The 12,975-nt window shown below is 57.5% G+C and carries 10 protein-coding genes; 1 reads left to right on the top strand and 9 read right to left on the bottom strand.

Annotated features, from left to right (window positions below):
- Nucleotides 1–166 precede the first annotated feature (166 nt).
- Nucleotides 167–3,766: a hypothetical protein gene (locus GFU70_RS13750; protein ID WP_153388230.1), complete on the bottom strand. Its 3,600-nt coding sequence runs from the start codon at nucleotides 3,764–3,766 to the stop codon at nucleotides 167–169.
- Between the two features lie 684 nt (nucleotides 3,767–4,450).
- Nucleotides 4,451–5,443, bottom strand: coding sequence for a TerC family protein (locus tag GFU70_RS13745; RefSeq protein ID WP_153388229.1), 993 nt, complete (start codon nucleotides 5,441–5,443; stop codon nucleotides 4,451–4,453).
- A gap of 357 nt (nucleotides 5,444–5,800) precedes the next feature.
- Here GFU70_RS13745 and GFU70_RS13740 point away from each other — a divergent pair, with 357 nt between their 5' ends.
- Nucleotides 5,801–6,346, top strand: coding sequence for a hypothetical protein (locus tag GFU70_RS13740; protein WP_153388228.1), 546 nt, complete (start codon nucleotides 5,801–5,803; stop codon nucleotides 6,344–6,346).
- Nucleotides 6,347–6,387: 41 nt separating this feature from the next.
- On the opposite strand, the gene GFU70_RS13735 is transcribed toward GFU70_RS13740, so the two are convergent.
- The 7 genes from GFU70_RS13735 to GFU70_RS13705 form a co-directional block, all read right to left on the bottom strand.
- Nucleotides 6,388–7,023, bottom strand: a complete 636-nt coding sequence (locus GFU70_RS13735) for a hypothetical protein (RefSeq protein WP_058545953.1) — start codon at nucleotides 7,021–7,023, stop codon at nucleotides 6,388–6,390.
- A gap of 115 nt (nucleotides 7,024–7,138) precedes the next feature.
- Nucleotides 7,139–7,639 (bottom strand): lipocalin-like domain-containing protein, encoded by a 501-nt coding sequence (locus GFU70_RS13730; protein ID WP_153388227.1) that lies wholly within the window; start codon nucleotides 7,637–7,639, stop codon nucleotides 7,139–7,141.
- A 71-nt stretch (nucleotides 7,640–7,710) separates the two neighbouring features.
- Complete coding sequence (locus GFU70_RS13725) at nucleotides 7,711–9,033, bottom strand: NTP/NDP exchange transporter (protein WP_153388226.1); 1,323 nt, start codon at nucleotides 9,031–9,033, stop codon at nucleotides 7,711–7,713.
- A gap of 66 nt (nucleotides 9,034–9,099) precedes the next feature.
- The gene (locus GFU70_RS13720) at nucleotides 9,100–10,098 is read right to left on the bottom strand and encodes an oxidoreductase (RefSeq protein ID WP_226921130.1); all 999 of its coding nucleotides are present in this window, start codon (nucleotides 10,096–10,098) and stop codon (nucleotides 9,100–9,102) included.
- 102 nt (nucleotides 10,099–10,200) lie between these two features.
- Nucleotides 10,201–10,461 carry a DUF2790 domain-containing protein gene (locus GFU70_RS13715; protein WP_058545949.1) on the bottom strand — a complete coding sequence of 87 codons (261 nt, stop codon included), beginning with the start codon at nucleotides 10,459–10,461 and terminating at the stop codon, nucleotides 10,201–10,203.
- Between the two features lie 136 nt (nucleotides 10,462–10,597).
- Nucleotides 10,598–11,971 (bottom strand): heavy metal sensor histidine kinase, encoded by a 1,374-nt coding sequence (locus GFU70_RS13710; protein WP_058545948.1) that lies wholly within the window; start codon nucleotides 11,969–11,971, stop codon nucleotides 10,598–10,600.
- Entirely contained in the window at nucleotides 11,971–12,675 is a 705-nt protein-coding gene (locus GFU70_RS13705) for a heavy metal response regulator transcription factor (protein ID WP_058545947.1), read from the bottom strand. Before GFU70_RS13705 ends, GFU70_RS13710 begins: the two co-directional genes overlap by 1 nt.
- Nucleotides 12,676–12,975 lie beyond the last annotated feature (300 nt).

The raw sequence follows: 12,975 nt of genomic DNA, 5'->3' as shown, positions 1-12,975 counted from the left end.
CCACGGCTGGAGAACATGGGCAAGTGGATCTGCAGTCGACGAGGCGACCCCTAGCAGCTCCAAGCTTGTTTGAACCGCCCCTAGTTTCGTAGACACTCCAAGCCTCATAGACCGGCCGAGTTCCGGACTTATGTGAAGGTGGACGGAATAGCCACCCAATGGCTACTCAATTACGCTTGCTCCAGACCACGATGCGCTTGGCCTCAGATTTCACAGCACCCACGAAACTTCTTGCAGCGAGGGCATCAATCAGCCGGCGATCTATATCATGAGCCGGCAAGTTCACGCGCCGTTTGTTGAGTAACGCCTGATACTCCTCGCCCACGAGCGGCAATACTCCAGCCGTTTCTGGCCAACTGCAGCCCATCGAGAGAGCATGGATCAGCATGTTGATCCTTTGCTCTCTAGAGAGCGCCCCGTCCGGGAGCAACTTCAGCAGCGTCGGGAGGTAGGCCTCCGGGAACCGCAATCCATCTCGGGCCGCGTGATCACACGCTCTAGCCAATGCTTCAACGGCACCGTCGCACGTGTCATAGGCGTCGTAAGGAATGCCCGACCATATCTTGATGCTCTCAGCAGTCGAGCACACCTGTGCGTTGGTCAGTTCAAGGGCCAACGACACCGGCAACGCCGACATGTCCATCTGTTCACGGGCGACGCCCCACCGGCGGATGAGGTAAGCCCCTAGATAAGAGAAAGCGTGATCGGCAATGAAGGCCCGAATTTCCTCCCTGTACTCGACCATGTCACCATTGGCGAACATCGCCCACCGATTGCGAGGCGCCGCGGTGTCCATGACAACGCTTGGGCTCAACACCACCTTCGAGAAAAGCGTTCGTAGGGTTGCATTCTCGACTTGCGGCGTGCGAACGAGGAAAGTCTGCAAGCCAGCGTTGCGACTGGCGTCCTGCCACAACTCTTCAGCCAACTCTTGAGCGTTGTGCTTGAGAAACTCCGCGAAATTATCCAACGCCGACTCGCCCAAATCGACGAAATCTGCGGATTCTTTGTCAGCTATCAGAGCCCGATTGAAGTACGTCCAAGCTGCATTACCCACAGGCCGAACACGTCCCGCCATCATCATTTTCGCCCATAACAAGGTCGGTACCGCGTCAAGGTCAGTCACACTGCAGGTCGTCTGTTCGAGCAATACCTGTAGTGTGTAGGCTTCACTCTGGCAAAGACCGAACAAGGCCACGAGCGATTCCGGTGTCTCTTCGAGCGATCCATCCTGGCTCACGAGCTGAGCCACGAAACCGTCCGGGTTTTCCTCGATCAGGGTGTCCATGCCAGTGACTTCCAGCTTGCTAAGCCGATGGTACGTTACCCTAACGCTCTGATTTCCCGGATCCAGTGTCTGGCAGAGCAATTGCAGCATTTTGAGGTTAAGGGCCAAACAACCCCACTCCACCATTTGCCGCAAATCTCCAGACGAGGCACTCGAATCGAGGTTGGAGAATTGCGCTGGCAGCTCCCTGACCCACCTCCATCCGTTTTGACTACTCGCAAGCTTCGCTGCAAGAACCGAAGCATCACGCAGCTCATTGATAGTCTTCCTCAACCGGCCAGACTTATCGTCGAGGGTCTGCATCTCCTTGGGCGTCAGCGCATCCAGAAGAGCAATGAGGAACTGCTGCCGCAAGGTGGATGTTTTGAATCGATCATGGCTGAGCAGTAACGGAATGAGATCGCGATCTGCGCCATACATTGCTCTCATAAGCGCAGAACCGTACGTCCCAGGAACAATCGGTGCTACCGCCTCAGCGAAACGCTCCTTGTAATCATGACCGCTTCGGAGGATCAAGCGAAGTTTGTCCCTTCTGGCAACCATCTCATCCTTGCGCGACTGCAAAAGCTCATGAATAAGATCGACCATAATACCGCGCCCGCCATCTACCGAATCCAGATCCAGCTTCCTGATCACAAGCTCCGGATTATGTATTGGAGTGGTCACGTCGTACTCCTCCCCCCTGACAAGCCCCATGATGAGGTTTTTATCCGATTGGGTGAGTGATCCCTCGTAGAAATATCCGAGGTAATCGACGTAATCCGTGTCGAGGAAACCGCGGTGAACGAGGAACGTTATGAGCTCTAGCCCTTTTAGGCGTTTGGCAAGCTCTGCGCCGTACCCCAGGAAAACGATCTGCCGAAAACCTGCCGTTTTGAGGCGTAGCACTTTGCTTCGATTCGTTTCAAGTTGCTCATCCAACTCATCGAGCGAGGTCTGAAAGCGTTGCAGGCGCTCATCGTAACGTGCCTCTTGCAAAGCCTTTTTAGGCTGGACAGCTTGGCCGTTATCTTGCCAGTGTGAAATCACAATTGGTTGCACGCTTCGACATGCTACTACCTGGGCGAATACAGGATCCGATACAAAGTCCAGTAGCGTGACCGTAGACCCGCCATCCAGCCGCACGTGGTTTGCAGTGGGTTTGTTCCCAAGTTTCAAAATCTCAAACCAGACGGACAAACGTAGATGCTCCACGCTATCGGCCACCTCGTCTTCACGTGCCGCACGCTGATCCTCTAGCGCTTGAGCTGCCGTTTCGAGTAAGTCGGTTTCGGCTTTTACCCACTTCGCGTAGCCATCAATGACGCCATAGATCGTGCCCCGCCGCTTGACCAAGTCCGCATAGGCATTGGGGTGCAGATTTCGGATCGCAACCATCGCAAACAGCTTGTTGGGATCCAGCTCCAGACCGTCCTTAGCCAGTACGTTCGCGTAGACGTCATACTCGTTGACGATGTTCTTGATCAGCCTCATTTCGTCGATGTAGTAGCACACCGTCTCGATGAGTTTGAGATTCAAGCCATCATCGAGCGGTTTGCCGGCCACCTGGCGGGCCTTCATGAGCTCGACCAGCTTTTCCCTGGAGTTCTCGGAGTTGATCACTGGGATGATGGGGATAATGAGGTCGAAGAATTTTGTCTTGTCCGTGACCGTGAACAGCTCATCACGGATGGCGTAGACGAAATGGACAGGACGCTTGACCTGGGGTGATCGCTGGATGATGAAGTTGATCTCTCGCAGCCTGAAGAAGATGTCCTGGATGTCGAAGCGATCCAGGTCTTCAATGACCACCACGTTGATATCACTGCGCTCGAAGCAGTAGATGATTTCATCGACGTTCTTATGAAGCACCGAGCCATGGTGAGTCGCTTCAAGCTTGCCTCCCTTGAGGGTCAGCCCATCGATGGTAAACAGGGACATGAACCTCAACCCGGCGTACAACAGATAGATTGCACCAATCGCCACTCCAGCCAGCGCTGCAGACTCGGGAAGAACCATTAAGCCCTTGATCAGCCATTCAAGCGACACGGTTTTTATCATCGCAAGCTTGGGTACATAGAGCCTCAAGGCGCAGACGGCAAGCAAAGTGAACCCCAGGGTGCGCATGCTAATACTGAAGTTTGAGGCCTGGGCTATCCGTTTCAGTCGAGTCTTGGGCACTTTCGCTGCGGGCACCGCGTAGAGCAGTTGCTGGACGATGGTCTCTTCAATGCGATTGACCAGATCGACATCCCCAGGTGAGTGCTCGCCCCCGGTAACAGCCGGGCCCTCAGGTGCGGAGTCAGGGTCGGGAGGTTGGCCACTAGGCTGAGGAGTCAAACCCAAGGTGGGTTTGCTGAAGGTCGCGAGGGACACATAGGTGTGGTTGAACTGTGGATGGTTGCTGAAGAATGTCTTCAGCACGCTGCTCTTACCCGCGCCATAGCTACCTGTGAGCGCGATGTTCAGAACATCGGAGTTTTCCAGGGCATGTAGCAACTCGCGCTCATACCGGGCCGATCGGCCGTCCGTGACAATGACGGGGGTCAACGGCTCAAAGAAAGGATCAACGTTGCCTCTCTGATGCCGTGTGGACAGCACCCTCCACGCAGCTCTCCCTCCAACCACAAGCGCTTCCCACGCCAGGCCTAGACGATTTTTGATAGCTCCCAGCATCTACCCAGATCTCATGCAATGGCCTTCCGTGTCCCGCCGAGCAGGCGAATGACCGCTAATAATATGCAGCGGTGGCGCTGCAACAAAATCCAATAGCGGCTATATGACATATTCGGTCACGAAACACCACGCAAGCGCACCCCGTACCGCCGTCGAACATACCTCCACCATCATTGGATGGACGGATAAAGGTCGGGGCGACGAGACTAATGACCGGGGGAAAGCTAGGTCTATGAACACTAATCGATGAACAGTCGCGCTGATTTAGAGACCATTGAGTCAGCAATCTCGGGCCCTTGATCGACTTATGAACATATGACATCGCCCACTTGTTAAACGGTGTGTTTATGACGCTTCTTTCCAATTTGTCACCTGTACCTAAACTGTGACCGCTACCCTCTTTACCGGAATCCGGCGAAAGTTAACTGGAAACCGATGTGTATTTGGGTTGAGTTTGCTATGCCTGGGAAACTGCTCCTAAACTTGAGGATATTTTCTGTTTTGGATTTACAGCTGCGAGCCCGCAGAGGCTTGGTCGCGGGTTTTCCACAGCGACAGCAGCACCCCCACCAACAGCAGCCCCAGTGTCACGCTCAGGGAAATGACCGCCGGAATCTTACCGATGATGCCGACCAGGAATATCTTGCCCCCGATAAACACCAGCACCATTGCCAGCGCGTACTTGAGATAGGCGAAGCGGTGAATCATCGCCGCCAGGGCGAAATACAACGCACGCAGGCCAAGGATGGCGAAGATGTTCGAGGTGTAGACGATGAAGGGGTCTTGGGTGATGGCGAAGATCGCTGGCACGCTATCCACGGCGAACACCAGGTCGGCACACTCGATCAGCACCAACGCTAAGAACAACGGCGTCGCCCAGACCACGGACTTGCCGCTGGCATCCGTCTGACGGACAAAGAAGCGCCCTTCATGAAATTGCTCGGTCACCCGCATGTGTTTGCGCAGGAGCTTCACCAGCAGGTTTTTGCTAAGGTTCGGATGGGCATCGACCTTGCTGAACAGCATCTTCACTCCAGTTAACAGCAGGAAGATGCCAAACACATACAGAATCCAGCTGAACTCGGCGATCAGCGCCGCCCCCAGGCCAATCATGATCGCGCGCAGCACGATGACACCGAGAATGCCCCAGAACAGCACCTCGTGCTGATACCTACGCGGGATAGAGAGGAAGCTGAAGATCATCGCCATCAGGAACACGTTGTCCATCGACAACGATTTCTCGATCAGAAAGCCGGTGTAGAAATCCATCCCGGCGTCAACCCCCTTGACCTGCCAGACCCAGAGGCCGAACAGCAAGCCAGCCGTGATATAGCCAGCAGACAGCAGTAGACTTTCAGTAACGCCGATTTCTCGCTGCTCACGGTGTAGCACCCCGAGGTCGAAGACCAACAGGCCTATCACGATGCTTATAAAGACTAGCCACAACCAAGTGGCGGTGCCGAGGAACTCGGCCAGGAAGAACGGTTCTAGGGCAGTCATGAGCCCCTCCTCCAAGTGTCGAAGTTATACAAACTGCAACTCCGACATGGCAGCGGGTGGCTGTCAGAGGGGCCCGGCATTGCGACATCAAATCTAGAGAGACGCGTGCGGTTTCTCAATCACACAAAAGTTGCAAGTTATTTCAATCTGGTAGGCCGCATCAGAAGTCGGAATGCCGATATGCAGATTGGCAATTGCTTACCAGTTGACCTGTTCCAGGAAGCCTAAAACCGCTGCCGAAGTTGCCAGCCAATACAGCTGAGATGTTTGGGCGCACCGTAAACCTCAACTCATCCTTGATAGCTTAAGGCCATCAGTCAATAATCACGCCTTCTAAAAAGCACATAAGGATTTGCTGTGAAGAAGCTCTACTTGGCTCTACCGTTCTGCGCCCTGCTGCTACAAGGCTGTGGTGTGACCATGACCCGCTATGAACCCAACTTTCAGAACGTTCAGCAGCTCAAGCAAAATGCACCCATGCAGCCTCTGCGCGAGACGCAGGTGAATGCGGATTCAGGTCAAGGGTCGCTGATGGTGCGCCTGAACCCGATTTCGTCGCCCGAGGGCAGTGTTCCACTGCACATTCAGGCCGCGATCAACGATGAGCTCCGCCAGGCGGGTCTTTTGGACCCTCGTGCTGACCGGCAGCTGCAGGTTCAGTTGGTCAAGAGCCAGCTCACCGCAGGCATAGGCAGCGGCCATGGCGAGGTGGCTGCGCGCTTCACGCTGCGTAAAGGTGATCAGGTTCTATACGAAACCACTAAAGACGTGCAGCGTGATTGGGACAGCAGTTTCTTTGGTCCGATCGCCATTCCGGCGGCCGCGAACAACTACAACCCTATGCTGCAAGACTTGCTCAAGAGCTTGTACAGCGACCCACAGTTCACTCAAGCGTTGAAGTGATCAAAAAAAGAGCCGCGATTGCGGCTCTTTTTCTTTCGGTGTCAGCCCCGTGGAATATGGGTGTCGACAGCGGAGTATTTTATGCGGTTGTTGTCGACCCAGTTCTTCAACAGCGCATTGACCTGGCGGTTGAAGGTGTCGGTGATGGCAGCCTTGGGCGTATTACTTGCCAGGGGCAGGAACCAGATGCCCATCCAGGTGTTGACTGCATCATGATTGCTGGTCTTGCCCAACGACTGACCCTGCTCGTCCAGGGTTTCCAGGCTCATGGTGTACTGGTCGGTCGCCAACGCAGGAATGATCGTGAATGTGAAGCCACTGAGGAACGCCAGGACCATTTGCCCACCACCTGGCGCATGGTTATAGACCTTCAATCGAAGACTGTAATCGCCCGGTTGTTTCTGGAATTCGTCAAAGACCACGCGCCCAAAAAGCCCTGATTCATCAAAGGTTCGCTTCAGATCGGGCTTGAGCATGTCGCGAGCCTGCGGTACCTCGGTGGCCTTGGCATTGTCGGGATCGCCCTGATAGAAATCGAAATCGACATAGACGTTCGGCTTGTTCGAGTAGCTGGCCATTGAAGGCAGACTCACGGGGGCTACTTCATCTTTGGTGAAACTGGCGCATCCACTCAGGCTCAAGGCCAGGGCGAGGCCTATGGCTTTTGCAAATTGCATATCGACTTCCTTGCGTAATTTGACTGATGCCGCTCACAGAGAGGGGCACGAATTCTAGCGGGATCCGCCTAAAAGCAAAAGGCCATCATCTTATTGCACACACGCCGCTTCGCAATTACCTTACATGCTCCCAGACGATATGAACCTTCGCCCCATCCGGGCGGCGAAAATCTTCTACCATCCGGTTGCCGTCGACCTTCAACTGCAGGTCGTCCCGGGTGCGCACAGCGCCCACCCAGTTCGGGAACGTAGCCCCTTCGACGGTGTTGCCCGTGAACTCACCGTTCTGGTCGACCGTATATCGCCCGAAAAAGCCGATGCCCCCCGCCATCGCTGCTCGGTTTTCCTCATCGGTGCCTTCGCCACGAACGTTGGATCGAAATGCCGGCACGCGTGGATCCGTGAGTACTTCGACAAACGTCAGCTCTGGCGTGAAGACGAGCCAACCATGAGGGTCGGGGCCATAAGCATTCGATTTAATGCCGTGGCTCTCAACGGTTGCACTGATCATGCGCCATGTTCCGACCACGGAATTTTCTTTGCCCGCAAACACACTGGAGCACACCGAGAAGGCAATCACCGCTACGACCGCCAGTACCTTGTTTTTCAGACTCATCCGCGTCACCTTTCCTCGCCGCAACGACGCGGCAGACAATAGAGTGGGTTTCATTCTGGTCGGCACAGTCTTCATGCCCTGGCCGCGACGGCCGCCAAGCGTAGCTCCCGCAAAGTGGCGTTATCCGCCCTCCTCCCCAGTTGCCAGCCCAAGTAACCCCACAGCAGTGCGCAGCAGGCGCCGATTATCGCGGCCGGGCCGGCGCCTTGTCCCAGGAGATCGAGCAGGCTCTTGGCCCAGCCGCTCATGGCGTCACCTGCGCGATAAACCACGGTGTCGATGAAGTTCTTGGCCTTGTATTTACTCTCGGCATCCAGCGGCGCGAATAGCATTTCCCTACCCGGTCGGACGAACGCGTATTCGCCGATCCGCCGCACGATCATCAATGCCGCCAGCAGAGCAAACCCCGGCGCCAACGCCAGGCCGAGGAAGCCGATGCACATGAGCAGCGGCACGACGGCCAACAAAGTACGCACCCCCAGCCTCGGCGCGATGCGCCCGGTGATGAACAGTTGGGACAGCAACGCACCGGCCTGCACGATGATGTCGATGGTGCCGAAGATGCGCACTTGCGCCTCGCGATCCGGGTAGTGCTCGGCCACCAGACGCGCCTGCTCGAAATAGAGAAAGGTGCTGACCGTCGCCAACAACACCACGAAGCCGGCGATCCCCAGCAAGTAAGGAGACCTGAGCACCGCCGTCAAACCGCTGAACGGATTGCCGTGCAATGGCTGCCGTGGGCTTTGCGTCGGCGCAGCGCCCGGACGGCCGGCCCCGCCTGTTTCGCGCCATCCCATCAACGCCCGTTTCAACACCAGCGTGGCACCGAGCAACAAGGCCGCCAGCAGCATCAACCCCGAGGCGCCGAGGGGACCAATGAGCAGTGCGCTCAGGGTCGGCCCCAGCAGGCCGCCGACGCTGGCGCCCGCGGCGATGAAGGCGAACAGGCGCTTGGCCTGCTCGCTGTCGAATACATCCGCCATCAGGCTCCAGGCCACGGAGACGACGAACAGGTTATAGACCGATATCCAGACATAAAACGCCCGGGCCAGCCAGACACTGTCCGGTTGGAACTGGAACAACTCGACGAACATCAGCAGGTTGAAACCGAAGAAGCCGTACACCCAGTCGATCAGGCGCAGGCGCGGCACCCGCGAACTGAGCCAGGCGAACAGTGGAACGGCTGCCAGCATGACCAGGAAGGTCGCCGTAAACAGCCATTGCAGATTCTCCACCCCCGCCGCGATACCCATCGACTCACGGATCGGACGCAGCATGAAGTAACCGGTGAAGAGGCAAAGGAACAGCAGGAACCCGCACAGCGCTGGACGTAACTCGCCGTCGCGGGCATTAAGGGCGAGGCTCAGCCGATGCAAATAGGAAGACGTACTCATAGAGACTCCGAAGAGACGGCAACAAGGCAGGGGCAGCGAGGGACGGAAGCCCGCGCTGAGGTTGGATCAGCGATAGGTCACGCCGGTCAATCGCTCGGAGACGGCCCAGAGCCGCTCGGCATCGGCCTCCGTGCTCGCGGCGGGTGGCGTCTTGGCGAACCCCAACGGACCGCGCCGTTCATCGTCACCGGTCGGGCCGTAATAAGCTCCGCCCACGGCTTGCGCAGCAGTGGCGGCATACAAGGTGGGCAGCGCCCCTTGTGCCGCTGAGTGATACCCGTCACGGTCCTTTGCCCAGCGCCGACCGAACTCGCTGTCCAGGCCTGGCCCTCGTGCGACCAACTCGGTGATCGCAACGCCAGGATGCGCCGCCATGCTGCGAATGCCCCAGTTTTCAGCATCACTGCGCCGCTGCAAGGCAAATGCCCAGTGCAGGATGGCCAATTTCGATTGCGCGTAGGCCGCGTACGGGTCGTACGCCTGCTCGCTCTGAAGATCATCAAGGTTCATCGCGCCGCGTGCAGCGGCAATGCTCGACAGGCTCACCACACGCGCATCCTGGCTTTGACGCAAGAGCGGTACCAACAGGCCGGTCAGCGCGAAGTGCCCCAGATAGTTGGTAGCCAACTGAAGTTCAAAACCATCGGCGGACGTGCCCCGCTTGGGCGGTGCCATGACGGCAGCATTGTTGATCAGCACGTCGAGGCGCGGCAGCCGCTGATTGAGACGCTGGGCCAAGCCGCGCACCGATGAAAGATCGGCCAGGTCCACGGCCTCGAACTGCACCTTGGCGTCGGGCACGGAGTCCCGGATACGTGCGATGGCCTGCGCGCCACGCTCCGGGTTGCGCGCGGCGATGATGACCTCGGCACCGGCACGCGCCAGGGCCAGCGCATCCTCGTAGCCCATGCCACTGGTGCCACCGGTGATCAGGACAATTCGGCCTTTCTGGGACGGCATGTCGCTGGTCGACCAGTCTGGTTGGGGTGCCACACGAGCCGATGCCTCGATGTTCACGGCGCTGAGCAGCGCGACGCCGAAGGCAAGTATGCAGGCCAATCTCATCAGCGGACTTGTGCGGTTCAAAAGACCAGTTGCGCAGGCGCTTGTTGTATTCCACATGGTTGAGTTCTCTCTATTTGAAGGAGGAACCGGCACGACCGGCGCTCACTGGATCGCACACGCCTCAGCCAGTTGCAGAAAACTGACGTCGCGGACTTCACCCTGCGTATCTACATAGGACATCGTTGCTCGCACGACCTCGCACACTGGCGGTTGCGGGGCCTCGATACGAATGGCGTGGGCGACATCCAGCGGCATGCCGTATTCATAGGCCGGTGGTTGTGTTTGCTCTTTGGCCAACAGAGGTGAACCGCTCAGGGAGATGACCGCCAGCAGGCTGGCGATCGACAAGTTCTGGATATTCATGGTGGACTCCACGACTGCCTTTACCGGGATGGTCGTAGCACTCTAGGAGGGGGCGACTGACGCCAAGGTGACTGCTGACTGACAGGAACATGTCAAAAGCGAGAACGCCGGCGAACCACGCGCAATGGAGCGACGGCTAGCGCGCCGCCTGGTTCATCAAGGAAAATCCGAACGTATTGAGCCCATCCTTGCTGTGGGCAAACACCCGCCCACCGTGCATGGACGCCACAGCCCGCACGATGGAAAGGCCCAGGCCATGGTGCGCATCGCTTCGTGCCCGGGCGGCGTCGGCGCGATAGAAGCGCTCGAACAAACGCTCCAGGTGAACATTGTCGATGGGCTCGCCGGCATTGGACACGCTCACCTCGACCTGCATGCCGTGGCTGACCACGCTTACCGTGATGGTGCTGGTCGGCACCGCGTAGCGTGCCGCGTTCTGTATCAGATTGGCCAGGGAGCGGTGAAAAAGGCGTCGGTCGATGCACACGCGCATGTCGCCTTGAATCACTACGCTCAGCTGTTTGTCGTGCAACACCGGTTCCAGATACTCCAACGTCTTCGACGCCTCTTCATAAAGCGAGACATCACTGAGCTCGGTTGCCCTTTGCCCGCTCTCGGCTCCGGCCAAGAACAGCATGTCATTGACGATGGTGCCCATCCGTTCCAGCTCTTCGAGGTTCGACTGCAGCAGGTCCTGAAGCTCGCTCACCTCGCGCCCGTGGGCCAATGCCACCTGGGTCTGTCCGATCAGGTTGGTCAATGGCGTTCGCAGCTCATGAGCCACATTGGCGTTGAACCCTTCGAGCTGACACCAGGCCGCTTCCTGGCGAGCCAGGGCGCCGTTGAACGACACCGCCAGCTCCTGCAACTCGCCTGGCAGCGCCTCGGTGTCCAGCCGCTGCTTCGAATCACCCGGCGGCAGGCTATTGGCTTGACGGCTCAGTCGTCTCACCGGCGCCAGGCCGAAACGCGCGATCCAGTAACCGAGCAGCGCGACCAGCCCGATGCCCAACGCCGAGGTCAGGATCAGTATCTTGGTGAAGTGGTCCAGGGTCTTCCTGAACGGCGTTGAATCCAGCCCCACGATAAACCGCAGTTCCGGACGGTTGCCCATGGCTGGAATGGTCTTGAGCAGCACCATCATGGGACGCTCTCGCTCAGGCAGGTCGACGGTAAAAAGCCCATCGGAGCGCTTCGACCAATCCTGCCCGTCCGGCATCGCCCCGCCGTAACTGAAGGCCGGGTTGTCTACCAGGATCCAATAGCGCACCCGTTCATCCGTTGGCGTCAGGCCGTCGAGCTTCTGCCGCAAACCAACCCAAAACGTCGGCGAATCATATTTCGCCAGTACCGGGTCAAGCACGGAATGGCGCAGGACCAATTCGTTCTGCATCTGCTCATCGAGCGATTGCTTCAAGGAACAGCGCAACAGCGTCGCGCTGATCGACATGATCAGCAGGACAGCGAGGGCGAACATCAGGGCGAGCCGCTTGGCGATCGATCTTTTCATCAAGGCGTTCCACTTTGCCTGCTATCGACCTCACGGCTTTCCAGCACATACCCCATGCCGCGGACGGTGTGCAGCAGCTTGCGCGGATACGGGGCATCTATCTTGGCGCGCACGCGCTTGATCGCCACCTCGACCACGTTGGCATCACTGTCGAAGTTCATGTCCCAGACCTGCTCGGCAATCATCAACTTGGACAGAATTTCGCCCTGATGTCGCGCCAACAGGCTCAACAGGGAGAACTCCTTGGCCGTCAGGTCCAGCCGCAGCCCGCCCCGGGTCACCTTGCGCGCTTGTAGATCGACCTCCAGGTCATCGATGCGCAAATGCGTCAGGTCAGCCGTGTCTCCGGCGCGACGACGGATCAAGGCCTGCACACGTGCGACAAGTTCGGCAAACGAAAAAGGCTTGCCCAGATAATCATCGGCACCCTCGCGCAGCCCTCGAATGCGGTCATCCACCGTGCCCCTGGCCGACAGCATGATGACCGGGGTTTTCTTTTGCAGGCGCAGGCCTTGCAGCACGTCGTAGCCGTCCTTGCCCGGCAGCATCACATCCAGGATCACCACGTCGTATTCCCATTCCAACGCATAGTGCAGGCCATCGATGCCATTAGTTGCAACGTCGACAATGTAGCCGAGCTCAGTCAAGCCACGGTGGACGTAGGAGGAGGTTTTTTCTTCGTCCTCGACAATGAGCAAACGCATCGGGTAACGCCTCTCTTAAAACGGTGCCACACATTAGGAGCCCAAACAGTCGATCCTGATGTTTGGCTTGGTGCTGATGCTTCAAGCCCCCCTGCAAGATCGCCTGGATGTACATTTTCCCCAGTCTAGGCCGCGAAGGTGTCCCCAGGCTGACCGCCTCCTGACATTCTTGTCAGAAAGTCCTTAAGGACCGAGTTCGTCATTCTCACTGAGTTATTCGATTTTTGAATTACGGTTATAGCTAACGAAACTACGTAAACGACCTTCCGTCACCTATCTTGACGTCAGGTATCCGTCCCG

Source organism: Pseudomonas brassicacearum, assembly GCF_009601685.2.
GTDB lineage: Bacteria > Pseudomonadota > Gammaproteobacteria > Pseudomonadales > Pseudomonadaceae > Aquipseudomonas > Aquipseudomonas kilonensis_B.
The sequence above is the reverse complement of the archived record's forward strand: the minus strand, read 5'-3'. Positions and strand labels throughout refer to the sequence as shown.

Coding starts and splice junctions, on each gene's coding strand:
- GFU70_RS13735 (WP_058545953.1), bottom strand. CDS start 7,023: ATGCAATTTGCAAAAGCCATAGGCCTCGCCCTGGCCTTGAGCCTGAGT.
- GFU70_RS13730 (WP_153388227.1), bottom strand. CDS start 7,639: ATGAGTCTGAAAAACAAGGTACTGGCGGTCGTAGCGGTGATTGCCTTC.
- GFU70_RS13720 (WP_226921130.1), bottom strand. CDS start 10,098: ATGAGATTGGCCTGCATACTTGCCTTCGGCGTCGCGCTGCTCAGCGCC.
- GFU70_RS13705 (WP_058545947.1), bottom strand. CDS start 12,675: ATGCGTTTGCTCATTGTCGAGGACGAAGAAAAAACCTCCTCCTACGTC.
- GFU70_RS13715 (WP_058545949.1), bottom strand. CDS start 10,461: ATGAATATCCAGAACTTGTCGATCGCCAGCCTGCTGGCGGTCATCTCC.
- GFU70_RS13745 (WP_153388229.1), bottom strand. CDS start 5,443: ATGACTGCCCTAGAACCGTTCTTCCTGGCCGAGTTCCTCGGCACCGCC.
- GFU70_RS13710 (WP_058545948.1), bottom strand. CDS start 11,971: ATGAAAAGATCGATCGCCAAGCGGCTCGCCCTGATGTTCGCCCTCGCT.
- GFU70_RS13725 (WP_153388226.1), bottom strand. CDS start 9,033: ATGAGTACGTCTTCCTATTTGCATCGGCTGAGCCTCGCCCTTAATGCC.